Raw genomic sequence first — 23,599 nt, 5'->3', positions numbered from 1 at the left:
TTGCGGGATTTTGCGGGAATTTACGGAGTATTTTCTCTATCTATTTGATTTAATTGATTTTTATTTTACCCCCCTTTCGGTAGACGTCGCAAAAACTCGGATTAGTTGTTGGAAACACGGCAAATAAGTGGACTTCAGAGCAGGTGCCAAGCCAGAATCGAGTCTATTTTTGCAAATCAGCGATCAAACTGTCCGTCAAATCCCGTGCATCGCCCGTGTCGTCCCCGGTTTCATTTGACCACAGGGCATCGTTCAGAAAATCTGCGTCAGCGACGATAATCACTGCCCCCTTGCCGACAGAACAGCGTGCCATCACATTGCCAGCGCTGAACGCACAGTCGGCATGACTGTCTTCACGCTCTGCCGCGGCCTTGAAAGTCCCGATACCGACAGTTGATATTCTGGCATCGGGAAATTCGAGTTCCACGCCGCCCGCTCCATCACCATCAGGTGCCAGCAATTCCAGGCCCCAGTGCCCCAGCAAAGGGGATAGTAAACCGGACGTCAGTGGTCTGCGCCTGTCACCAATGGGAAATTCCGTGTGCCAGACCAGCATGGGATCGGTCAGGATAATCGCCTTGCCACCTGCCCGCACCCAGGCGTCAACCGCAGCGATGTCGGCCGGGTCCATTGCAGGTGGCTGCGCCAGCAAGATCAGATCGGTATCGGAATTTTCCAGCCCGGCAAAACTGTCCACTGCGGTCATATCATGTTGCTGCTGCCAATGCGCATAAATCGGGGCCGGAGACGCTTCGCCGGAAACGATGCTTGTCATGGATGCGCCCTCGCCCCAGACAATCGGCAGACTGGTCATCAGCTGGATCTTGGCGGGGGCAGAATTCTCGTTCTGCAAATTGGTAGCTGCCGGACTACACTGCGAAAACAGCCCCATGATTGCTGCGAGGGCCAAACACAAAGCAGTAACCCGCACCAATGACTATCGCTCCTGGTCCATAGGCGCTTCCAGCTTGGGATCGGGTTCCAGGTCAGGAACGACCTGCGCCCGGGAACCCGGTACGGTCGGCACAGGCTGAACCACCTCGTCTTCCGGCACCGGCGCCGGGGTAATACCCAGTTCCGCCAGTGGTTCGGCCGGAGCAGGTGCCGGCACAGGTGCAACTTCCTGCACTAGTTCCCTTGACCTGTCAGCCGCTTCAGCTTGAATTTCCTCAATTGCGGATTGTTCATCGCTGGCGCGCTGCAAGACAAAATTGGCAACGCTGACAAGCAAAAGGACAGCCACCAAACCTACAACACCCACCTGGATACGCTGAACCGTATCTTGTCGGTTAGCAGTTTCTTTCTGTTCCTCACTCATCATCTTCAAGCCACGGAAAAACCGGCAATCCTTTCTCTCTTAGCCAATTGGCATTGTAGAGCGAGGACAGATAGCGAAAACCGGTGTCGCACAATATCGTGGCGACCTTGCTACCAGGACCAAGCTCTTTGCCAAGGGCAATAGCACCAGCTACATTAATCCCGGATGAGAGACCGAGGCAAAGTCCTTCTTCCTGCAACAGCCGCTCGACCCATTTCATCCCTTCTTCATCGCTGATCCGATATTGCGTATCAATCGGCGCGTCTTCCAGATTGCCTGTGATCCGTCCCTGCCCAATCCCTTCTGCAACACTGCTGCCTTCGGATTTCAATTCACCATGCGCATAATAGTTGTACAGGGCCGCACCGTGTGGATCAGCTAGTCCGATCTTCACTTTCTCATTCTTGGCTTTCAGGCCCATGCCGACACCAGCGATCGTCCCGCCGGTCCCCGCTGCGCAAACAAAGCCATCGACATCGCCATCGAGCTGTTCCCAGATTTCTTCAGCGGTCGTTTCAATATGCGCACGGCGGTTAGCGACATTGTCAAACTGGTTTGCCCAAACCGCGCCTTCTGTTTCTTCGGCAAGGCGGCGACTTGTATGAACAAAATGCCCAGGATTGGCATAAGGCGCCGCAGGCACCAGAACCAACCTGGCTCCCAACGCGCGAAGCGTGTCCATCTTTTCCCGGCTTTGAGTCTCCGGCATGACGATTGTTGTCTTGTAACCTTTGGCATTGGCAACGAGCGCGATTCCAATCCCGGTATTGCCAGCGGTACCTTCCACGATCATGCCACCGGGCTTCAACAGCCCGCGTTCCTCGGCATCCTGCACGATGAACAAAGCGGCACGGTCTTTTACCGACGCGCCGGGGTTGGCGAATTCGCATTTGCCGTAGATGTCGCATCCTGCCTCCGCGCTGGGGCCAGCAAGATGAACGAGCGGAGTGTTACCGATCAGGTCGAGCGTTTCATTCACTATATTCATGCGACCTTCCATAGTCCGCGTTGTCAATGGCGACAAGCGCGGACAATTTGGCATGGCAAAAGAGGAACTTTAAAGGAGCCCTGTTTTCAATCAGGTCGTTCAGCCAGCAAGGCGCGCACCAGCGGCTGCAGATTCTCGTCATAGCGGGCGAGCATCACATGCTCTTCGGCCGTCTCGAAATGACTGACGAGCTGTTTGCCATTCCACCAGTGCAGTGCAATGGCCGGCGGGTCCGCGACAATCATATTGCGACCATCAGGGTTTTCAGGATCAATCGGTTCCAGGTCAAACGCAACCTGCGGTGCGGTGGACGCACAAATCGAAAGACTTGTACCTTCAAAAGACGTCGAAATATTCCGGTGCAGGTGGCCAGTAATCATACCCTTGATCTGGTCATGTCCTGCGATCGTTTTGGCCAGCACCGACACCCATGGCTCACGCGGATCGGTATTCATCCATGCAATGCCCGATTCCACAGGAGGATGATGCATGATGAGCAAAGTCGGTTTGTCCTGTTTCTCGGCCAGTCTTTCGGTCAACCACCGCGCCCGAACTTCGCAAAAGGCGCCCCCGTGACGCCCCTCTTCCAGCGTATCCAGAAACAGCAAACGCAGCGGGCCATCATCAATCTCATATTGGACAAAGCCATCTGCTGAGGGCACGTCGGGAAACTGTTTTTGGAACGGGCCGCGCAGGTCATGATTGCCCAGACACATATAAACAGGAAACGGCAGGTCGGAAAAAGCCTGTTCCAGTCGCATATAGCTATCCTGATCACCGCGATCCACTAGGTCGCCCGTAGCCAATAAAGCGTCAGGTCGCGGTGTCATCTCGCACAGGACCTTGAGCGCCTGATCGAGGCGCTTGCGGTTAAATTCCGACGGATTATCTGGGTCAAAACCGAGATGGATATCCGTTACCTGCGCCAAGATCATGGGCGCTTCCTCTCTGTTATGTCGCCGCTAACGACTGGCAATCTTCTGCTTTCTTATCTTAACTGTCAGCTTGTCGGAAGGCTTAAGCGCCTCATTATCATTCGCCACCTTGTCAGGTTTTTTCCGTTTGTCCTTCTGCTGCTCCTTGATCAGCCAGGGCGCGCCGTCATCGGCATGGTAATCATGACACATGGCGCAGCTCGATGGAACATCGGAGCTTTTCTGGAACTCACCGCCATGACATTCACGGCAGGTTTTGATGCCGGGCAACAGCAGGTCGCGCGCATTGTCCGATGTCGTCGCTGCGTGGCAGGAGGTGCAATCCTCGTCATTATGCGCTTCATGGCTAAACCAGCCCTTGTGCATATAACGATCAGTCTGCGTTACCGGCTTGATACCATAGTCAACCCGTCCGCGCGCCGTCGGTGGCGTGACGCCATGGCAATCGAAACAGGCGCCGCCGCGTGAAAATACCTGCTGGATCGCTAAGTTTGCGCGGCTTGGTCGGAACTGGACAGCACGCGCATAATCGCTTGCCACCCTATTGTCATTTTCTGCACCCGGACGTCGCCGCTTCATACCACCAAGATTAATTGGCCGCGAAGGATCGGTGGACCGGTAATAGGCGCGCAGGTCCGCCCGCACCATATCCGGTTCGCCGTGGCGCAGCGTTCGCACCGTGTTGCCAATCTCCTCGAAGGCAAGACTGTGGCACATCGCGCAGTCTTCCTCCATGTCCACGGGCTCAAACCGAACACCGTTCGAATCAGGCGTATGGCAGTCTGCACAGACCAGCGAATCGCCAAAACCAAATTTCGCCGACAGCCGCCGCCCCATTTGCGCGACCCCGCCGGTTTTTGACATATGCACATCATGCGGGAATTTCAGACCATTATATTCAGTGGGCTTGTCATCGAGTGAAACCCGCATGCGAGGTGGATTTTTGCCGCCAGGCTGGACCAGCAAAGCAGGACGAAACTGCGGGTGTGAAATCCCGAAATCCGACGCATTTTCAAGCTCTGTATCGGTCAAACGCCCGTCCATTCCCTCGTGACAATCCGCGCAGAATTTTTGCGCAGTAGGCTCCATAGCACCTGCCCCTTCATGCTCGGTGTGACATTCGACACACCTGCCGGGTGGTTTGTTAAAGGCCGAGGCAAAAGCCGCGCCGACTTTTTCAAATCCTTCGGGTTCTCCCATGGCAGTGAGCAGGCGGTCTTTCTTGGCATGATCATGCGCATCATCTTCATGGCAGTTGAGACAGGTTTTATCTGTCACCGTCACAAAGGCATCGACGTGGCAGGCCTGGCAATCGCCTTCCAGGCTATGATGCGCGTCACTGAGCGCACCGGATGACCACATCGTGTCAGCATGAAAACCCTCAGGCCGCTCTTCGACGCCGCGATAAGTGGCCCATGTGTAGATTGGCCAGATCAGGAATGCGGCAAGCATAAGTCCTACAAAACCCCACGCGCTGATCCGCTTCCCCGGCAAAAGGCCTTTCAAGGTATATAGCGCGCCCTCTTCCCTCTCTTGTGCGGAATCCGAAAGCGCTTCGACCCGTTTGACGGTCAGGGTCACACCTTCTTCGCCTTGGCTGACCGCTATGACATGGCCGCCAAAACCAATTTCAGCACCGGCACCAGGATCAATGGTTGCCGACATCTGGTCGCGGCCATCAACCGAGAATTTCTGGCCCGAGATACTTTCAATCTCAATCTGGCCGTCTTCAAGCTGGCGAATGACCGCATGGTCTGGGTTGACGGCAAGGTCAGGCAGATGGATCGCATTTGCCGTGTTACGGCCGATCCCGATTTCAGCATCCGTGAACGGATTGGAACGGATAATTTCACGCCCATCAGCGGTGACAGCAATCTGGCGAACGATAAAGGTCATCAGTCTATCTCCCGCCTACCAGTAAAAGAAAACGCTAATGATATGCGCCGATAGCGACGCGATCAGCGCGAAGGTCATGGGCACATGGATGAACAACCAGACCTGCAGCAGCGCTTTCAGCCGAAGATGACGGCGGACGCGGGCGAGCGTCGCTTCCTTTTTCTCAAGCAGCGCATCAACCTTGTCGAGCGGATCATCCCCGCCCATGCGAGGCTGATATGCGCGTTCCCGCCGTAAATCAGCCTGCGCAGCGCGGGTAGCGCAATTGGGATATTTTCCGGAAACCCGTTTCAGAAAACCTCCACCGAAGGGATCCTGCTCCAGCGATTGCAGCACCAGCGCTGCGTGCTCCGCCGACAGGGGCTGGGCCGCTTCATGCAATTGCCGGTCTAGCGAGCGCAGGCTTTCCAGCATCTGCGTCTCGGTCATCTCGTCGCGATTGTTCGACAGCGCCTGCGGGATGGTCGCGTAGAAATAGATACCGACAATACCGGAGATGATCACGATCATCATGAAGGCATAGGCGGCGGTGTGAATGTTCCAGCCAAACTGGAAACCGGTGTGCAATGTGCCGATCACAATCAGGCTGAGGCCGAGATAGATATGCGCCGAGGTCCAGGCCTTGAGCGACCATTTACCCGGCGTCATTGCCCTCTTGCGGACACCAAGCATGGTCAGCCACAGGATCAGTCCGGCTCCGATTGTGCCGAGCGTATAACCATACCAGCTGCCGCCATTATGACGCGGCGAGACGTCGATGAAGAGATAGCTGACAATGGATAGCAGCATGATGAAAGAGGCAATTTTCAGCCATTTATAACCCGCATGTTTAAGGAAGCCGTCATGCATGGCGACTTTCTTTTTCGCGACATCACCGGGAACAGGGACAGAGGCCATTATGCGTCCTCCTGCTCTAGCTTGGCGACGGTGAGGAACTCCTCAGGCGCGACACGGATCGCGGCCCCCGTGGGACAGGCACGGACACAGGCCGGGCCGCCGTTGATGCCGGCGCACATATCGCATTTGATCGCTTTTTTCGGTTTCTCGACTTCGGGATCGCTATTTGCTGCGGCCCATTGCTTGTCGGGCTCACCGGGGCCGGGCCCGCTACCGAAGAACAGCCAGCTCAGCAGGCCCGGTTTCTTGGGCGGCACCTTGTCCATGCGGATCACGCCATAAGGGCAATAGCGCTGGCAATTGCCGCAGCCGATGCAGGTGTCGTCGATAAATACTTCACCGTCCGGACCGCGATGGATCGCATCAGGCGGGCAATCGGACATGCAGTGCGGATGCTCGCAGTGCCGGCAGCTGGTCGGGACGTGCAGATGCGCATAGGTCCGGCCCGCTTCACGGTCGAGGCGGGACAAACCTTCATGGCTGTCGGCGCAGGCCTTTTCACAATTGTCACAGCCGACACAGAGATTCTCGTCGATCAGCAGCACGTCAGTCGCTTCACCGATACCATTGTCGACCAGGAAATTGGCGACGCCGGAATAATAATCCACCACCCCGGAGAAGCTATCCTTCTTGGCTTCGACAAAAGCGTTGATATCCTGCCTTGCGGCCATTTCCTGCTTGGCCTTGCGCATCAGGTCGGGATGCTTGTCGAGCACCTTCTTGAAGGCATCGCCATTGATCTTGATAACTTCCGACTTGATCGCCGCCTTCACCGTTGCGGTCCGCATGCCGCCCGCGATCAGGGTCATCTCCCCGACATAGGAACCAGCCGGCAGGTAAGAGAGGAATACCGGTTTGCCGCCAATTTCCTTTTCCACCACCATCGATCCGACGCGAATGACGTAGATGTCATTGCCCTCGCTGCCTTCCTCGATAATCGCTTCGCCAGCCCTGACATTCATGATCTCGCTGCCCTCGACGACCTCGGAGATATCGTCTTTGGTCAGGCCGGAACCAAACATCTGCAGCAACTGGCGTTCCGTGGAGATCCGCGTGATGGCGCGCTTGGCAGCTGGCACCGAGGCCTGCAATTTCAGTGCCGCCGTGCGGGAAATTTCTACAACGATCAGGTCTTCAGCTGCGTTGACGGTCGCACCGCGGCGGCGACCGGATATCAGGCCAACTTCGCCGAAGATTGATCCTTCCTCAATGGGTACTGTGATCGACGGATCATTGGGATCAATCTCGACCGCGACCGAACCTTCGGCAATGGCGAACAGCGACGAGCCCGGTTCATTTTTCTCGAAAACCACCTCGCCGCGACGATAGCGGCGCGGTTCGCTGTCGAGCATGAATTCGCGCATCTGCAGTGATGATAACTCGTTAAGAATAGTGACCCGCTCACGGAAAAATTCCAGCCACTCGTCGACCGACTTGCCACCGGGCAGGTCTGCAAATTTCTTCTCGAGTATTGGTTCATCCGCCGGCTTCAGGTCCTTGTTACCGTTGATGAATTCAATGACGTCATAGCCCTGGTTCATACAGTGCTTGATCAGCGGATAACCGGCCAGCGCACCGATGACATAAATACCCTTCTTGGTGCTCTCGAATGCGGGCGTCAGCTTGGGATAGGCTTCGCGATCCTCACTGGTAAATTCAATTCCGCACTCCTCGACAAATTTGCGCGGCGGGGCGGAGCCCATGCGCGCGATAATGCGGTCGCACTTGATGGTTTCCTGACCATCACGGGTTTCGAGCACCAACTCGCCATCCTTGACTTCGGCCGGGGTCGTCTCGGTACGGACGTCGACTTTGCCCTGCTCGCCGGCTTCCATCAGCAGCTTCACATTGGCCTTTTTCGCGCGGGCAAATTCCGGCGAGCGATTGAGGATCGTGACGATATTATTCTGCGCCGCATCGGCCGCCAAACCCAGTGCATTTTCAATTCCCGCATCACCGGAACCGATCACGGTGATATGCTCGTCATAATATTCACCCGGGTCATCCAGCTGATATTGCACCAGCTTGTTGTCCCCGCCCGGACAACGCATCAGGTTGGGATTGCCCTGCGTTCCGATCGCCATGACAATGGTCTCGGCCATCACTTTATCACCGTTTTTCAAGGTGATAGTGAAATCACCTTCTTCGCCTTCGATCTTTACCGGCTCGGCATTGTACTGGACATTGACTGCGCAGGCTTCGGTTTGCTTGTCCCAGATCTCCAGGATTGCCTCGCGCTTGCCCGCGTCAAAATCCATATCCGAACGCAACACGAGCTGGCTCGGCGTCGCCATGACGTGCTTGCCTTTTTGATATTTGTAGATGGTGTCGGAAAGATGGTCAGTCTTTTCCAGCAGCACATGCTTCAGCTTCAACTGTGCGGCACGGCCAGCAGCACTCATGCCCGCCGGTCCCGATCCCACGATCACCACTCGAAACTTGTCCGCCACGCGCTTCTTCCCCCTTTTGCCCTTCTTGGCCCAACGCTCCCTCATGCGTTTTAACGGACCAATGCGGCAAGTTTTCCGGCTCTAGCGCGACCCCAAAAGACTTAACTTACCAGCATCTTACCAAAAAGCTTTTGATATGCCAGTGGAAAATATCACAGTTAGAACCGCTTTGGTCACTATCGAAAATCTGAAACAAAATGCTTGTCAAAGCGGTACAGTTTACGACAATGCGAGGCGATCAACTGGGTCGCACCAGTTAAGGAACGGGTTTTAGAGATGAGCGAGCCAGAAGAAACAGCACCATCCGGCAAAAAGGCGACCGGCAATATCAGTCGTGTTGCCCTGATATCTGCCGCCGTCCTGGCAATCGGAGCGGTTGGTGTGCAGGTCTATCGCGGCATGGACACCGCTGGATCAGGCAGCAGCGCGGATACCCAAGCGGCGTCTGGTGAAACCGAAACGGCGCCCAGTGTCGATGAAGTCATCGCCGGCCTTGAAAAAAAGCTTCAGGATGATCCCGAAGATGCTGAAAGCTGGCGCATGCTGGGTTGGAGCTATTTCGAAACCGAAAAATATGCCGAATCCGCCACGGCGATGAAACGCGCAACGACGCTTGATCCCGATAATGCCGAATATTGGTCCATGCTGGGTGAAGCGCTGGTCATGTCCAGCGACGGGCAGCAAGTGCCCGGCGATGCCGCGGATGCGTTCAGAAAGGCGCTGGCTATTGACAAGAGTGATCCGCGCGCGCGCTATTTCCTGGCGGTGCAAAAGGATATTTCGGGTGATCACAAAGGCGCCATCAATGACTGGTTCGCGTTGCTCGAAGACACGCCGGCAGATGCACCTTATGCTGCAGATATTCGCCGCGTGATCGGACAAGTTGCCGAAAAGGAAAATATCGACGTGGCCGCGCGGCTCGCCAAGGTTACACCAGCGGCGCCCACAGGCGGCATCTCCACCGACGGCCCGCAAGTTGCTACCGCAGCGATTCCCGGCCCCAGCCGCCAGCAAATGCAAGAGGCCGCCGCCTTGCCCGCCGGTCAGCAAGAAGCGATGATCGCGAATATGGTGGATGGCCTGGATCAACGGCTGCAATCCAATCCCAACGATGCAAACGGCTGGATCATGCTGATGCGCAGCCGCATGCAACTGGGTCAAACTGCCAAAGCCAAAAAGGCACTAGCCGACGGATTGGCGGCGTTCAAGAATGATGGCGCAGAGGCCAAACGGATTCGCGAGGCGGGAATGGCCTTGGGCGTTGGGGGCTAAGCACCCGCATCGAGTCTGCAAGCAAGCCAATATCAAAAAGATCACGCAAAGATACCAAGCAGCCAAGTTGTCCCTCCTCGGCAACAGGTATCTTCACGTGACCTCTCTCCCGAAACTATAACGCTAGTTCGCCGCTATAGCTTGATACCCAAACCAACACCGACCACGATCGGGTCAAGATTGATCTTCACCCGCTGCGTTCCAGCAGCCGTCGTCCGCAGCGTCGCTGTGGTGTCAACATCGAGATATTTAACATCGACATTGAACGTAAATCGGTCATTGATGGGAATATCGAAACCGGCCTGCAATGCGTAACCGAAGCTGCTTTTCAGGCTGACATCCGTCTCGCCGACCGCTGCCTCCAATGCATCTGTGGCATTTTCGTTGTAGAACATCGTGTAGTTGATGCCGGCCCCGATATAGGGACGGATCGCCGCATCAGGCGCAAAATGATATTGCGCCGTCAGGGTTGGCGGCAACACCCAGGTCGATGCCAGACGCCCGATCCCGCCGGTCGTTCCCGACACACCGCTTGCACTGTGCTTGGTCGTCGCGGCGATCAGCTCAAACCCGATATTGTCGGTCGCCATATAGGTAATATCCACTTCCGGTGCGGGACTGTTATCCACGCTGACCTGCTCACCGGGAAAGGCTGGCAAAATGGAACCGCTTTCCTCACTTGGCATAACGTTAATCGCCCGGACGCGGACTATTATGTCACCCTGTTCAGCAAAGGCCGGCACAGAGCTGATAGCCATGCCCGATACCGCTGCCAGCGCCAAAAATTTCACTGTCTTACGCATTGGAAAAATCCTTCTTACTTAGTCCCCAATGGTGGTTAGGGAGAGCCAGAAGGAGCCGCATTGATCCAACGCAACGAATGTTTTGACCTAGGTCAATGGAATGGATTTATTGCCGATTTTCCTGTCCTACAGGCCAGCATTTATGGCATGTTCTGTACTGGCTCTTTGATAATTGAAGAGATGTTCACACGCCTGAAAGCTGTAGTGAGAATTGTGTGAACTTTGCGATATCATGGCGGAGAGGAGCGACCCCATAGGGATGCGTCAATATTGTAAACTTCACGGAATCGGGCTTGAGAAGCAACGAGTGTGATTTGTGTGAACTTTGGAATATTGTTTCGCACCAAAAACGCTCAAAAAGACTGTGTGCACATCGTAAACTTCGCCAGTTTTCCGATATTCTTCCTCTCCCCTTGAGGGAGAGGACAGATTTGCTTGCGAACTTGTTCGCTAGAAAATCTTGGTGAGGGGTGAGAGAGGGCGCGCGAAGCCATTCCCCCTCTCCAACTCGACTAGGCAGGCAAGCTGCCAAGTCTCCGTTTCCTCTCCCTCAAGGGGGAGAGGATGAATGTGCCTACCGAAAGAGGGGTTCGCCAAAGCTGCGTAATTTGCGGCTATGCAAGGTACCGGCATCTGCCTCTTGGGCCAGTAGATCGATTGTCCGCAAACCAATCGCCAGATGCTGCCCGACCCGCTCCTGGTAGAAAGCATCGGCCATACCCGGGAGTTTGATTTCGCCGTGGAGCGGCTTGTCCGACGCACAAAGCAAAGTCCCGTAAGGCACACGGTAGCGATAGCCATTGGCCGCGACGGTTGCGGATTCCATGTCGATGGCGATGGCGCGCGACTGGTTCAGGCGTTTCGCAATCTGCTCAAAGCGCAGCTCCCAGTTGCGATCGCCGGTGGTAACGACTGTCCCGGTGCGCAAATGCTGTTTGAGTTGCGACTGGTCAATGCCAGTTTCTTCCTGCACCGCTTTGGTCAGTGCGAGCTGCACTTCGGCAATGGTTGGCAATGGAATGCTGGGCGGCAAAACATCATCGAGGACATTGTCATCGCGCAGATAGGCGTGCGCCAGAACGTAGTCGCCCAGTCGCTGCGTTCGGCGCAGCGCGCCGCAGTGACCGATCATCAGCCAGACATGCGGGCGCAAGACGGCCAGATGATCAGTAATCGTCTTCGCATTGGAAGGGCCGACACCCATATTGACCAAAGTGACACCCGGGCGGCCGTCTTTGCGGACCAGATGATAGGCCGGCATTTGCGGTGGTTTTGCAATTGGTGGACAGGATGGTTTGCCATCGGCACCCGTGACACGGTTACCTGGTTCAACCAGCATTTCTGCCTTGCCGGACTTCACCTCTTCCAGACCAAATTCGATAAACTCATCCACGTAGCGCTGATAGTTGGTAAATAATATGAAGGGCTGGAAATATTCCGGATCGGTCGCGCAATAATGGCGGATACGGTGGAGCGAATAGTCCACCCGCTCGGCGGTGAAGAGGGATAGCGCGCTATCGACGTGATCCTGAAAAATCTGGCCGCCATCGACGATCTCGTCATTGGTCTTGACCAGATTGGGTGTGTGGAAATGATTGGGCAACGCATCTTTGCGATCCCGATCGAGCCCGCCAGCGGCATTTTCAATGGCGAAAGCCAATGGGATCGGTGTGTCGGACAGTCCAACATGGATTTTTGCTGTGAACACCCGGTTGATCCGCTCCAGCTGGTCGAGCAAATAGCGACGATAGAGTTTCGGCTGGCTGATCGTCGTGCTGTAGCAATTTATGTCGGAAATCCGGCCAGAAGCCAGATTGCTGGTTTCGGTGGCTTGATCGGCTGGAATTTCGACCGAAATCATAGGGTAAACGCCCTGTTCGCGGTCGCCGTCAGACAAATCGCCTTTCGCATAGCGAGCAAAACGCGCAGTGATCAGATCAATTTGTTCTTGGTAGAGTTTTTCGAGAAGAGCGACGGCCTCTGCTGGGCTGTCGCATAGCGCCAAGGATTGGCGTGGGGAAGAAGTGGTCATGTAGTCTCCGTTTACAGTTACGGGCCTGTAGCGGAAAATTGCGGAAAAGGGAAAAACTAAGTGCGGGAAAGTGCAAGAAATTGGGCCGCAGCCAGAAATTCGGCCTCTTTGATCGCCCGGTTTTGGGTTGCAAGATCGTCATTGCCCCATTGTTCTTCCTGCCAAAGTTCTTCGAGGTTCATCAGCGGCCACAGAGTGTCAGTGTCATATTTCCCTTCCACCAGGCCCAAGACCGCAACCAGTGATCCGGCAAGGCCGACCAGTGACAGCATCGCGGCAAGGGTGAAATCATCTTGCGCCTCGACGGCTTCGGATAGCCGGGTGATCGTTTGCTCAGACTGTGCGTTATGCATTATGCCGCGGGTCAGAACAAAACTGATATCATAGCGGGTCCGTGCCCAATCGAGCAGCGGGTCCCACTTTTCGGCCTGATGATCAGCCAAGGCCTGCTGACTGTCGTCACCGCGATAGTAGAGCATATCGCTATCGGCAAAAGCGGCGATGCGTCCAACGATGCGCTCCCTTTCGTGGGTAACCTGGTCCAGCGCGCCCTGAGCCAGCGCGGTGAGAGGCATGGTGGCGGGGTCAATCTCTTCGCCTTGTGCGTCCCATTCACCCGCAATTGCATCGGCCAGCTGCGGAGTGGGAAGATGAAGCGGGTTGCGCCCCGGAGTTTTAACCGGACGACCGTCCAAATGGATTGCAAAACCACCGTCGACCGCAACGCTAGCAGCCTGCTTATAGAATTTTTTCATCAGCCGCTTCTTTCTCGGCTTGCTCGGCAACCTGCCGTTTGACGAAAGACCGCACCATAACAAATGGAATCACCCAGGTTTGCGCGAGCCCTAGAACGACCAGCACATAGCCGACCGCCGCCGGAATACCCGCCAGTCTGCCCAGTGCGATGACAATACCCAACATCAATATGGCAACACCAAGCAGCCGAATGATACTGACCATGAAATGCAGCGTCTTGGCCTGCTTTTCCTTTTCGGGATCCGCGACATAAATCGGATCGTCATATTTTTCCGGTGGCTTGGTCATTGGCTCAAAGTCTCGTATAGTTCATCCATGGTCTCGGCCACGATATGAGCGCCCGCTGTCAGCAATTCGTGACTGTCATGATAGCCCCAATCAACGCCAATTGGCCGCACGCCAGCGTTAACACCCATTTCCATATCGAAGCTGGTATCGCCAATCATAGCTGTGGTTTCCGCTGCGGCGCCGGCTTCGGATATCGCAAGCTCCACCATGGCAGGGTGCGGTTTGGAAGGATGCCGGTCGGCGGTCTGCAAGGTCACAAACCGGTCCATCAGCCCATGCACTTCCAGAACATGGTTAAGCCCCCGATCGGATTTTCCGGTCGCCACGCCCAACATCCAGCCATCGCTTTCAAGTCGGTCGATCAATCCGATCAGGCCGTCATAAAGCGGTTCCTGTACTGCACCATCCTCACGCATCTTGAAAAAGCCATCGCGGTAAGACTGGGTGATAGCAGCAACCAAGGCATCTTCCTGATCCGGCAATAGCTGACGCACAGCTTCCTGCAAGCTCAAACCAACAATTCGGCGGGTCTTGTGATGGTCCGGTGGGGTCAAACCGTGCGCAAGAAAAGCCTGATCCATCGAAGCACAAATATTCGCCTGGCTATCGACCATTGTGCCATCGCAATCGAACAGGGCCAGCTTGTTCATGCCACTGCTCATTTTGGACTAAACTCCCGCATCATATGCGCAACAGCCCGGCGACCGACAGCGTCCAGCGCATCGGCGGCATTATCGCGGGCCATAACTGGTTTATTCTGGCTAAACTTCGCCGTCGGGCGCCAAGCCACAATTTCCATTTCGAAACCGACAATCGCATCAACCATTTTGTTAAATTTACCTGCATCCATTTTGTCGCGGTGCCACGGCGTCTTCGGGGCCAGTTTTGTTTCATTCTGCTCGGCGAGGTCATCCAACAGAGCCACAAGGCCCTCCCGCTCCATCTCGCGAACCGAGCCTTCCAGTTCCAACGACAGGTAATTCCAGGTCGGAACCTGATCATCCACGCCGTACCAGTCAGGACTGATATAAGCATCTGGCCCATTGATAACGCATAAAGCAGTCATTCCTGACAGGTGTTTGGTCAGCGCATTGCCGCGTGAAAGATGGAATTGCAGTGCCCCGTCGCCGGTTGAAAAAACCGGTACATGGGCCACGCGCGGTCCATCCGGTGTGGTCGCGAAAATCATGCCGAAGCCGATTTGGGCAATCAGCGCCTCGAGCGCAGCCCGTTCATCGGCATCATTGTGGTCATTGCCCGATCTGGGCCATCGAAACGCGGGATCTGGATGCATTAACGGCCCTTTTGTTTGACTTTGGCCTTGTGCGGCATGTTTTTCTTATGTGTGGCTTTTCCGGCGTTGGGACGCTCACGTTTGGTTGGCTTACCTGCCTTTGTTGGCTTGCCGCCGGTCTCACCGCGTCCGCGCCGTTCGCCGCGCTTGTCTTTACGAATTTGCTTGGCATGAGCACGGCCTTGCTTTTTACGCACTGCCTTGCCACCTGGTTTTTTCTCCTCCAGCGGCAGATCACCCAAGCTGAGATCTAAACCCAATCCCTCAATCGTCTCGGCAAAATGGGGTGGCAAGTCAGCTTTAACATCCAGCTTGTGCCCGTCGGGATGATCGATCCGCAGCCGCCGTGCATGCAAATGCATTTTGCGGCTGATAGAACCGGTAAGGAATGCATCCTTACCGCCATATTTGCCATCTCCCAATATCGGGTGACCAATGGCCGCCATGTGGACGCGCAGTTGATGGGTGCGCCCGGTAAATGGCTGCAACTCGACCCAGCAAGCTCGATTTCCCGCGCGTTCGATAATCCGGTAGCGCGATTTCGCCGCCTGTCCGTTTTCTTCATCAACGTGCATTTTTTCACCGCCGGAACCGGGTTGCTTGGATAACGGCAGGTCGATCATGCCATCGACAATTTCCGGCACGCCCATGACTAGGGCCCAATAGACTTTTCGGGCCGTGCGTCCCGAAAACCGCTTGGAGAAGAAAGACGCCGCTCCCGGTGAGCGGGCCAGAAGGATCGCTCCGCTGGTATCCTTGTCGAGCCGATGGACCAGCTTGGGCCGGCTTTTTGCATCATAGGTCAGCGCGTCTAGCAAACCATCGAGATGGGTGGTCGTCTTGCTGCCACCCTGTGTCGCCAACCCCGGAGGTTTGTTGACCACTATGGCAGCCTTGTCCTTGTGAATGACTAGTTCCTGCGCAAAATCAATCTGGTCTTGCGACAGTTCCGTACGCGGTTTGGCAATGCGGCCCGGCCGTTCAATCTCGGCAGGTGGGACTCGGATAACCTGCCCTTCATTGATCCGGTCCCCGGGACTGACCCGTTTGCCGTCCAGCCGCAATTGACCGGTACGCGACCAGCGTGACACGACATTGAACGGCACATCTTCCATATGCCGTTTGAACCAGCGATCGAGCCGGATGTCATCATCATCGGCAGACACCGTAAACTGCCGGACATCGAGAACCTTCAATGCCTGCTTCTGCTCCTTGAGCTTGCCCTGCCCTTGTGGCTTCTCCTCTTCGGAACCGCTATCGGCCGTGGGATCAAAACCGCTCATGCCATTGCCCTCACGGCCATAAGTCCCGCAAAAAGCGCAAGCACCGATCCGGCCACGGATAGCAATGCATAGCCCAGAGCAATGCCCCAATTTCCGCGCTCAATCATATTTAAAACTTCCAAACTAAAAGCCGAAAAGGTCGTAAACCCGCCCAGCAAACCGACACCCAGCAGCAACCGCCACGGTTCATCGACAAAATCACTGCGCGCCAGCACTCCAGCCAGCACACCCATTAACAACCCGCCCAATAGATTGGCGATCAACGTGCCATAAGGCAGGCCCGTTCCACCCCAATGAAAAACTAGTCGCCCCAGATTGTAGCGCGCGGCCGCACCAACCGCGCCGCCAGCCATGACAAGAAGGGTTGCGTTCATGCAGGCAGCCTTAGTCGGCTTGGACAGAATTTCCAAGCACATCATGCGTCAGCCACAAGCGGATTGCTGTCGCCAGCCCCGGTGGCTCGTCCGCATCCAACCGTTGCACATCAATTTGCGCGACCAAAGCATTAATGGGCAGCGCCCGTTTTTCCGATGCCGAGCGGAGCAGCTCCCAGAACAGAGGCTCCAGGGTGATTGATGTCTGGTGCCCCGCAATTGTAATGCTGCGCTTCACCGGCGGATGAAAAATGTCATCCGGCTCTAAATCCATCCGGCCAATTCCCGGCGCATCAGCGTATCGAGTAGATCAATGCCAATAGCGCTGTCATTGAGACAAGGAATATAGGCAAAACACTCACCACCAGCTTCCTGAAAATCTTCCTTGCCGCGGATGGCCAGTTCTTCGCATGTTTCCAGACAGTCACTGGAGAAACCGGGCGCAAAAATCGCGACCTTTTTCTTACCCGCTTTTGCAAGCTCTTCAAGCGTCAGGTCCGTGGCGGGCTCCAACCATTTTGCCGGACCAAAACGCGACTGGAAAGCGATGGTCAGATCCCGCCCCATGGCTTCGGACAGCAAGCGCGCTGTTTTCTGACAGTGGCAATGATAGGGGTCGCCCAATTCCAATGTCCGCTTCGGCATGCCGTGAAAACTTGCAATTACCGCATCCGGCTCAAAATCGAGTGCAGCCAAGCCAGCTTCGACGCTGGATTTTAACGCTTCAATATAAGCGGGATCATCATGATATGGTGGCAGCGTGCGGATAGCCGGATGCCAGCGCATCGATTTGACCGCATCAAACACCGCATCATGCACACTGGCCGTCGTTGCTCCGCTAAATTGCGGATAGAGGGGCGCTATCAGTATGCGATCACAACCTGCATCCTTCATTGCCTGCAACCGACTTGCAATACCGGGATTGCCATAACGCATGGCCCAATCAACATGAACATCATCGCCATATTTCGCAGCCAACGCCTCTGCCTGACGCCGTGTATATACGGCGAGCGGCGATCCTTCATCCGTCCAGACTAGACCATAAGCATGGGCTGATTTTTTGGGGCGGGTGTTCAATATGATCCCACGCAATATCGGCTGCCAGAGGATGTCGGGTATCTCAACCACGCGCTTGTCCGACAAAAATTCCTTCAAATAGCGTTTGACCGCTTTTTTATCAGGCGCATCGGGTGTCCCGAGATTGACCAGCAACAGACCAACTTTTCCGGTGGCGACCGGTGGATGCCCTTCAGGCAAGTGATCAAGATTCTGCATAATTAAGACGCCTCTGAAAAAAGCGGTAGCTGGCGAAAACGAACGCCGGTTGCGGAAAATAAGGCGTTGGCAATGGCTGGAGCCACGGCCGGCACACCGATTTCCTCAACGCCAACGGGCTCCTCTTCGCTGCGAATAAATTCAACCTGTATGGACGGAATTTCCGATAATCTTGGTAGTGCCAGATCGCTCAATCGCCGGGCGCTGGCAATACCGCGATTAAAACGGGTTGACGATCCCAAAGCCATGGCAAGGCCGTAAATAATGCCGCCTTCAATCTGTTGCCTTGCGATTTCAGGGTGAATGATCCGCCCAACATCGACTGTGGCAGAAATCCGGCTGACCCGCAGTCCACCTTCGCCGCGACTGGCACTGACAATGACCGCAATATGGCCGCCACGCATCGAATGACAGGCAAGGCCCATGCCGCTACCATCCAGCCCGCCGTCCCAACCGGCCATAGCGGCCACCCCTGTCAGACAGCGCGCCAGGCGCGGCCGATCCGTCATCATCGGCATCCGGTATGACAACGGCTCGATTCCTGCTTTTGATGCGAGTTCGTCGATGAAGGATTCAACGAAAAAGGCGTTATAGCTATGGGCGTTGCTACGCCAGTCACCCGTCGGTGCCCCGATATAGGCCGGATGATGATCGAGCGAGAAGTTTTCAATGTTGTAGTGCACATCCGCGCCTGCAACAGCTTTGACATCGGCCTCATTGATCGAGGCACGCATTGCGGCAATATCGTCCATGCCGCGAACCACACGTTTGCTTTGCTCTCTGGCTGCTGCAGGAGCTGCAACCTTGATCTGCAGAGCCTGTATCCGCCCCGCCTTGTCGGTCGCGGCGTCAAGCCGGGCATGGGCGGGCGCACGATAATGATCGTGCATCATTTCTTCTGCGCGCGACCACATCAGCTGTACCGGCCGACCCATTTTTTCTGCGATAATAGCCACTTGTGCCGCGATTTTGCTGTCAAGATTACGGCCGAAGGAGCCCCCCGCCAGCATTGGATAGAGTGTTACCCGGTCTGTAGCGATGCCGATCGCCTTGGCAGCGGCCTGCACAGCCGAGGCAGGTGCCTGTGTCGCCAGCCAGAGCTCCAGCCTGCCATCTTTATAATCAGCCGCTGCCGTTCGAGTCTCCATCGGCGCATGCACCGCTGCATCCGCCTGATAGCGCGAGCGAATTGTCTGATATTCATCAAAAGCAGGCTGTGTTTCTCCGCGACTGGCAAACCGGATGCCCGGCCCCTCTTCCAAAGCTTTTTCCAGGGTGGCATCCATTTTGTCGCTGTCTGGCAGCAATCCGGTGGTTTCAAACATCGGGCTCATTTTGTCGAGCGCGTCATTGGCAGCCCACCAGTTTGTTGCAACGGCGGCAATCCATTGATCATGCTCAACCACATCAACCAGACCGATGATCTTGTCGGCCCCCTCACGGTTAAACGACTTGAGGCGCGTCGCTCCAATAGGCCCCTGACGGATAGAGGCAAAGACCATATCGGGTAGTCTCACATCACCCGCAAAATTGGCCGAACCATCAAGTTTTGCCGGCAAATCAAGTCGAGGGATATCTTGACCGACCAGATTGTTGACCGGATCGGAACGCAGCGGTACCGGATCAGGCAAATCCTGTTTGAGCGCACTGGCGACCAGTTCGCCAAAGCGCATCTTATTATCACCATTGGAGATAAATCCATTTTCAGCGATACAGGTTTCCCATTCGACATCCCATTTTTCAGCTGCCGCCTTGCTGAGCAAAATGCGCGCCGCTGCGCCGGCTTCGCGAAAACTGTCGGAATAAGCAGGAACCGAGGAGGAATCAGCCGTTACAATGAAATCATTGCGGGTCGCGATATTCTTGGCAGCCCAGCTTGCTGCTTCTTCCTCAGTTAACTTGGCAGCTCCCGGCGGCAGTAATGTCTCGGCCCATTGCTGAGCCAGGAAGTTGTTGGCGTATAACGGGTTGATCGGCGCCGGTTCGACGGCGATCGTCCGCCAGTCAGCACCCAGTTCATCGGCCAAAATTTGCGGCAAAACCGTGTAGACGCCCTGCCCCATCTCACTTTGAGGTACGACAACTGTGATTTGCCCCTCGTTCGAAATCTTGAGGTAAGCACCAAAGATTTCTTCATTCTCGGCGGCGCTAATATTGGGCTCGTAAGCACGTGGCCAGATGGCCCAGGCGACGATCAGCCCGGCCGCTGTTCCGCCACCGATCAGGAAATTGCGACGCGTAAACACCGCACTGCGCTTTTCCCCTTCGTTCGATTCTGGTTCTGGGTCCTGCTTAACCGCCATCGCCACTCTTCAACAAACCGAGCCGGGGAATTTCTATTTTAGGACAACGATCCATGACAATATCAAGCCCCGCTTCTTCAGCGCGTTCAACCGCAGGCCTGTTGATCACGTTGAGCTGCATCCATACCGATTTGGCGTCCGCCGCTATGGCTTCATCCACGACGCCGCCGGCCGCATTCGAGTTGCGGAAGATATCGACCATATCGATCGGCCCTTCAATGGCGTCCAGCGACGGCGCGACTTCTACCCCGTGCAATTCCTGACCAGCCAGTCCCGGGTTGACCGGCGTGACATCATAGCCCTGGTCGAGAAGGAATTTGAGAATACGATTACTGGCGCGCTCTGGCTTGGCTGATGCGCCAACGAGAGCAATATGTTTGGTTTCGGTCAATAGACGGGCGATGTCTTCATCAGTTTCCAAAAGCATGGCCGGTCTTTCCCTTCGCAGTAAACGACTTATTGTTCATCCAACCATGTCGCGAGCCTTTTTGCAATATCGTGGAAAGCCTTTCCTTGCAGACTGTCAGAATGAGCTGGCGGCGTTCCACCATCGCTGGATTTGCGAATTTCGATGTCCAGAGGCACCCGGCCCATAAACGTCATGCCCATCGTTTTGGCCGCCGCTTCGGCGCCGCCGGCTCCAAAGGGATCGCTAACTTCACCGCAATGCGGACAAATATAACCCGCCATATTTTCAATCATGCCTATGATCGGTATTTTCGCCTGCTCGAACAGGTCCACCGCACGCACCGCATCCATCAACGCAAGATCCTGCGGCGTCGAAACTATCAACGCCCCGACCGGTTTATGGTTTTGCATCATCGATAATTGCACATCTCCGGTGCCCGGCGGCATGTCGACAATCAAAAGCTCGGTATCGCCCCAATGGGCATCAATCAATTGCTCCAGCGCCTTACCCGCCATCGGGCCGCGCCACGCAATCGCCTGACCGGGCTTGGCGAGATGTCCCATAGACAGCACCGGAATACCATATTCATTCGAAACCGGGATCAGCTGCTTGCCTTCGGCTTCGGGTTTGCGGCCTTCGCAATTCAAAAGACGCGGCTGGGACGGCCCGTAAATATCAGCATCAATCATGCCAACTTTGTGCCCCATTGCTTTCAGTGCAATGGCAAGATTCGTGGACAACGTAGACTTACCAACTCCGCCTTTGCCACTACCCACAGCGATCAGACGACGCTGGATTTTCTCGGCCGTCATCACAATGTCGACCTTTTCAACAACATCCAGTTCCAAAAGCTTACCTTTTACGGCAATCTCAATCTGTCCGCGCTGGCGAACGTCAAGCCCGCTGACATTTAATACTAGGGAAACGCGCCCTTCTTCCAGACGAACAGCGCTAAATCTTCCGCTGGCGACCTCTTCAAGGGCCGCTTCGATGTTAGAAATATCGGTCATTTGTTCCGCATAGTTACACTTTTATCCGATTGACACTGTTTTTCTGACACCACGCTACCTATAATGAAAACATGGATAAAAAAATTGACGGGCAAGCGGCCCAAAAAACGTTCTTGGGTTCTATACTGAACATGGCTAGCCCCTGGGGCAACGGCGGCGGAGACGACGGCAAAGGCAGTGGTCCGCGTAATCCGTGGGGTAATCCTTCAGGCGGATCTTCTGGTGGTGGCGGCAAGGGCGGATCCGCTTCGCTCGAGGAACTTTTCAAAAAAGGCACTGGCGGCGGCTTTAAAGGCGGTATCCCGAAACGGCCTGGCGGCCGTCCTTGGTGGCCGATCATCTTGATCGGCTTCATTATTTTGTGGGCTTTATTGACTTCCATCCACCGGGTGAGCCCGCAGGAACGGGGCGTGGTGACGTTTTTCGGTTCCTATTCACGGACCATGCAGCCAGGCTTGCATTTCTCGCTTCCTGCACCGCTGGAGCAAGTGATGAAACTCGATGTGGAAGAAATTCGCACAATCGATATCCCCACCGGAGAATCGGAAAAGCTGATCCTGACCGGTGACCAGAATATCGTCGACCTCGCCTATTCAGTGCGTTGGAACATCAAGTCGCCGGAACTATTTCTGTTCCAGATTGCCGAACAGGAAGAAACGATCAAGGAGGTCGCTGAATCCGCGATGCGAGCAGCAGTCGCCAATTTCACACTCGATGATACTATCGGTTCAGAGCGTACCGAGATTGAACAACAGGTCGAACAGAATATGCAGGCCCTGCTCGATGGTTATGGAGCCGGCGTCGTGATCCGCGGTATTGCCATCAAGAAAGCCGATCCGCCCGCCGCCGTGAACGACGCGTTTAAGGAAGTGTCGGCCGCACAGCAGACCGCACAGACCTATCTCAACGAAGCGCGGGCCTATGCGCAGCAATTAACCGCACAAGCGCAAGGTGAATCGGCGGCCTTTGACAAGGTTTACGAGGAATATCGACTTGCCCCGCGCGTGACGCGGCAACGCATGTATTATGAAACGATGGAGCGCGTATTGTCGCAAGTCGACAAAACCATTATCGAGGCGGATGGCGTGACGCCTTATCTGCCACTCCCGGAAATCAAAAAGCGGGCTCAAGCAGCAGCGCCCCAAGTTGGGGAGGCGAAATAATGGGCAACATCATGAAAAACCCCGTCGCGCTTAGCATCATCGTTTTCGGCTTGATCTTGGTACTGGTCAACACGCTGATCATTGTACCGGAAACCCGTCAGGGCGTTGTCGTCCGCTTTGGCGAGCCTGTACGGATCATCAATCGCTACCAAGACAATACGCCTTTCGGTCAGACCGGCGCAGGACTGCTGCCCAAATTCCCTTTCATCGAACAAGTGGAATGGATCGACAAACGTATTCTCGACGTTGAGATGGAACAGCAACAAGTCCTCTCTACCGACCAGTTGCGTTTGCAGGTCGATGCCTTTGCTCGCTTTCGGATCACCGATCCGTTGCGGATGTTCATTGCTGCTGGCAACGAAGCCCGCGTGGCTGATGAACTGCGTCCGATCCTGGGTTCTGCATTGCGTAACGAGCTGGGCAAACGGCCTTTCGCTGCCCTTCTGAGCCCCGAGCGGGGTCAGGTTATGGACAATATCCGCACCGGCCTGAACCGCGTCGCCCGCCAATATGGAGCGGAAATTGTGGATGTGCGGATAAAACGTGCCGATCTTCCTGATGGCACGCCGCTTGAAAGTGCCTATCAACGGATGCGGACAGCGCGTGAACAGGAAGCCCGCACGATCAAGGCGCAAGGCGCAAAGCAGGCACAGATCATCCGCGCAGAAGCAGATGCGAGTGCCGCCCGGACCTATGCTGAAAGCTTCGGCAAAGATGCAGACTTTTACGATTTCTACCGCGCGATGAAAAGCTATGAAACAACCTTCCGCAGAGGTCAGGAAGGCGATCCCAACTCGTCTTTCGTACTTTCACCGGACAATGAATATCTTCGCCAGTTCCGCGGCAGGTAAAC

General features: G+C 55.3%; 23 protein-coding genes. 3 read left to right on the top strand and 20 right to left on the bottom strand.

The window, feature by feature from the left end:
• Window positions 1-163: 163 nt before the first annotated feature.
• The 7 genes from AC6I9Z_RS07985 to AC6I9Z_RS07955 all read right to left on the bottom strand — a co-directional run bounded on the left by AC6I9Z_RS07985 (window position 164) and on the right by AC6I9Z_RS07955 (window position 8,484).
• On the bottom strand, window positions 164-814 hold the full coding sequence (locus AC6I9Z_RS07985; RefSeq protein ID WP_461455024.1) for a Gldg family protein: 651 nt from the start codon (window positions 812-814) through the stop codon (window positions 164-166).
• Between the two features lie 123 nt (window positions 815-937).
• Complete coding sequence (locus AC6I9Z_RS07980; protein ID WP_162559119.1) at window positions 938-1,321, bottom strand: hypothetical protein; 384 nt, start codon at window positions 1,319-1,321, stop codon at window positions 938-940.
• Window positions 1,311-2,306 carry a cysteine synthase A gene (locus AC6I9Z_RS07975; protein ID WP_461455022.1) on the bottom strand — a complete coding sequence of 332 codons (996 nt, stop codon included), beginning with the start codon at window positions 2,304-2,306 and terminating at the stop codon, window positions 1,311-1,313. Before AC6I9Z_RS07975 ends, AC6I9Z_RS07980 begins: the two co-directional genes overlap by 11 nt.
• 86 nt (window positions 2,307-2,392) lie before the next feature.
• On the bottom strand, window positions 2,393-3,241 hold the full coding sequence (locus AC6I9Z_RS07970) for a phosphodiesterase (RefSeq protein ID WP_461455020.1): 849 nt from the start codon (window positions 3,239-3,241) through the stop codon (window positions 2,393-2,395).
• 27 nt (window positions 3,242-3,268) lie between these two features.
• Window positions 3,269-5,137, bottom strand: a complete 1,869-nt coding sequence (locus AC6I9Z_RS07965; protein WP_461455018.1) for a cytochrome c3 family protein — start codon at window positions 5,135-5,137, stop codon at window positions 3,269-3,271.
• A gap of 15 nt (window positions 5,138-5,152) precedes the next feature.
• Window positions 5,153-6,034, bottom strand: a complete 882-nt coding sequence (locus tag AC6I9Z_RS07960; protein WP_461455016.1) for a hypothetical protein — start codon at window positions 6,032-6,034, stop codon at window positions 5,153-5,155.
• Window positions 6,034-8,484: a cyclic nucleotide-binding domain-containing protein gene (locus AC6I9Z_RS07955; protein WP_461455014.1), complete on the bottom strand. Its 2,451-nt coding sequence runs from the start codon at window positions 8,482-8,484 to the stop codon at window positions 6,034-6,036. Before AC6I9Z_RS07955 ends, AC6I9Z_RS07960 begins: the two co-directional genes overlap by 1 nt.
• Window positions 8,485-8,760: 276 nt before the next feature.
• Here AC6I9Z_RS07955 and AC6I9Z_RS07950 point away from each other — a divergent pair, with 276 nt between their 5' ends.
• The gene (locus AC6I9Z_RS07950; RefSeq protein WP_461455012.1) at window positions 8,761-9,756 is read left to right on the top strand and encodes a tetratricopeptide repeat protein; all 996 of its coding nucleotides are present in this window, start codon (window positions 8,761-8,763) and stop codon (window positions 9,754-9,756) included.
• A 134-nt stretch (window positions 9,757-9,890) separates the two neighbouring features.
• Here the strand turns inward: AC6I9Z_RS07950 and AC6I9Z_RS07945 are convergent, their stop codons facing one another.
• The 13 genes from AC6I9Z_RS07945 to AC6I9Z_RS07885 form a co-directional block, all read right to left on the bottom strand.
• Window positions 9,891-10,559: an OmpW/AlkL family protein gene (locus tag AC6I9Z_RS07945; RefSeq protein WP_461455010.1), complete on the bottom strand. Its 669-nt coding sequence runs from the start codon at window positions 10,557-10,559 to the stop codon at window positions 9,891-9,893.
• Window positions 10,560-11,133: 574 nt separating this feature from the next.
• The gene (locus AC6I9Z_RS07940) at window positions 11,134-12,591 is read right to left on the bottom strand and encodes an AMP nucleosidase (protein WP_109357589.1); all 1,458 of its coding nucleotides are present in this window, start codon (window positions 12,589-12,591) and stop codon (window positions 11,134-11,136) included.
• Window positions 12,592-12,647: 56 nt separating this feature from the next.
• Entirely contained in the window at window positions 12,648-13,346 is a 699-nt protein-coding gene (locus tag AC6I9Z_RS07935) for an ATP12 family chaperone protein (RefSeq protein ID WP_461455008.1), read from the bottom strand.
• Window positions 13,330-13,635 (bottom strand): hypothetical protein, encoded by a 306-nt coding sequence (locus AC6I9Z_RS07930; protein WP_461455006.1) that lies wholly within the window; start codon window positions 13,633-13,635, stop codon window positions 13,330-13,332. Before AC6I9Z_RS07930 ends, AC6I9Z_RS07935 begins: the two co-directional genes overlap by 17 nt.
• Window positions 13,632-14,297 (bottom strand): HAD-IA family hydrolase, encoded by a 666-nt coding sequence (locus AC6I9Z_RS07925; RefSeq protein ID WP_461455004.1) that lies wholly within the window; start codon window positions 14,295-14,297, stop codon window positions 13,632-13,634. Before AC6I9Z_RS07925 ends, AC6I9Z_RS07930 begins: the two co-directional genes overlap by 4 nt.
• Window positions 14,294-14,929 (bottom strand): FMN-binding negative transcriptional regulator, encoded by a 636-nt coding sequence (locus AC6I9Z_RS07920; protein ID WP_461455002.1) that lies wholly within the window; start codon window positions 14,927-14,929, stop codon window positions 14,294-14,296. The genes AC6I9Z_RS07925 and AC6I9Z_RS07920 overlap by 4 nt, the downstream gene beginning before the upstream one ends.
• Window positions 14,929-16,212, bottom strand: a complete 1,284-nt coding sequence (locus AC6I9Z_RS07915; protein WP_461455000.1) for an RluA family pseudouridine synthase — start codon at window positions 16,210-16,212, stop codon at window positions 14,929-14,931. Before AC6I9Z_RS07915 ends, AC6I9Z_RS07920 begins: the two co-directional genes overlap by 1 nt.
• Entirely contained in the window at window positions 16,209-16,586 is a 378-nt protein-coding gene (gene crcB / locus AC6I9Z_RS07910) for a fluoride efflux transporter CrcB (RefSeq protein WP_461454998.1), read from the bottom strand. The genes AC6I9Z_RS07915 and crcB overlap by 4 nt, the downstream gene beginning before the upstream one ends.
• A gap of 10 nt (window positions 16,587-16,596) precedes the next feature.
• Window positions 16,597-16,860, bottom strand: a complete 264-nt coding sequence (locus AC6I9Z_RS07905; protein ID WP_109357595.1) for a ribbon-helix-helix domain-containing protein — start codon at window positions 16,858-16,860, stop codon at window positions 16,597-16,599.
• A complete protein-coding gene (hemH, locus tag AC6I9Z_RS07900; RefSeq protein WP_461454996.1) occupies window positions 16,851-17,861 on the bottom strand; it encodes a ferrochelatase in 1,011 nt (336 codons plus the stop codon). Before hemH ends, AC6I9Z_RS07905 begins: the two co-directional genes overlap by 10 nt.
• A 2-nt stretch (window positions 17,862-17,863) precedes the next feature.
• On the bottom strand, window positions 17,864-20,164 hold the full coding sequence (locus tag AC6I9Z_RS07895; RefSeq protein WP_461454994.1) for a xanthine dehydrogenase family protein molybdopterin-binding subunit: 2,301 nt from the start codon (window positions 20,162-20,164) through the stop codon (window positions 17,864-17,866).
• Window positions 20,154-20,591, bottom strand: coding sequence for a CoA-binding protein (locus tag AC6I9Z_RS07890; protein ID WP_461454992.1), 438 nt, complete (start codon window positions 20,589-20,591; stop codon window positions 20,154-20,156). The genes AC6I9Z_RS07895 and AC6I9Z_RS07890 overlap by 11 nt, the downstream gene beginning before the upstream one ends.
• Before the next feature lie 29 nt (window positions 20,592-20,620).
• A complete protein-coding gene (locus AC6I9Z_RS07885) occupies window positions 20,621-21,583 on the bottom strand; it encodes an Mrp/NBP35 family ATP-binding protein (protein ID WP_461454990.1) in 963 nt (320 codons plus the stop codon).
• A gap of 131 nt (window positions 21,584-21,714) precedes the next feature.
• Here AC6I9Z_RS07885 and hflK point away from each other — a divergent pair, with 131 nt between their 5' ends.
• Both hflK and hflC read left to right on the top strand, forming a co-directional pair.
• Window positions 21,715-22,746 carry an FtsH protease activity modulator HflK gene (gene hflK / locus AC6I9Z_RS07880; RefSeq protein ID WP_461454988.1) on the top strand — a complete coding sequence of 344 codons (1,032 nt, stop codon included), beginning with the start codon at window positions 21,715-21,717 and terminating at the stop codon, window positions 22,744-22,746.
• An 11-nt stretch (window positions 22,747-22,757) separates the two neighbouring features.
• Window positions 22,758-23,597 carry a protease modulator HflC gene (gene hflC, locus AC6I9Z_RS07875; protein WP_461454986.1) on the top strand — a complete coding sequence of 280 codons (840 nt, stop codon included), beginning with the start codon at window positions 22,758-22,760 and terminating at the stop codon, window positions 23,595-23,597.
• The last annotated feature ends 2 nt before the right edge of the window (window positions 23,598-23,599 follow it).

The sequence above is a fragment of the Parasphingorhabdus sp. genome, from assembly GCF_059726685.1.
Note: the sequence above shows the minus strand (reverse complement) of the source record. Positions and strands in the feature narration are given on the sequence as shown.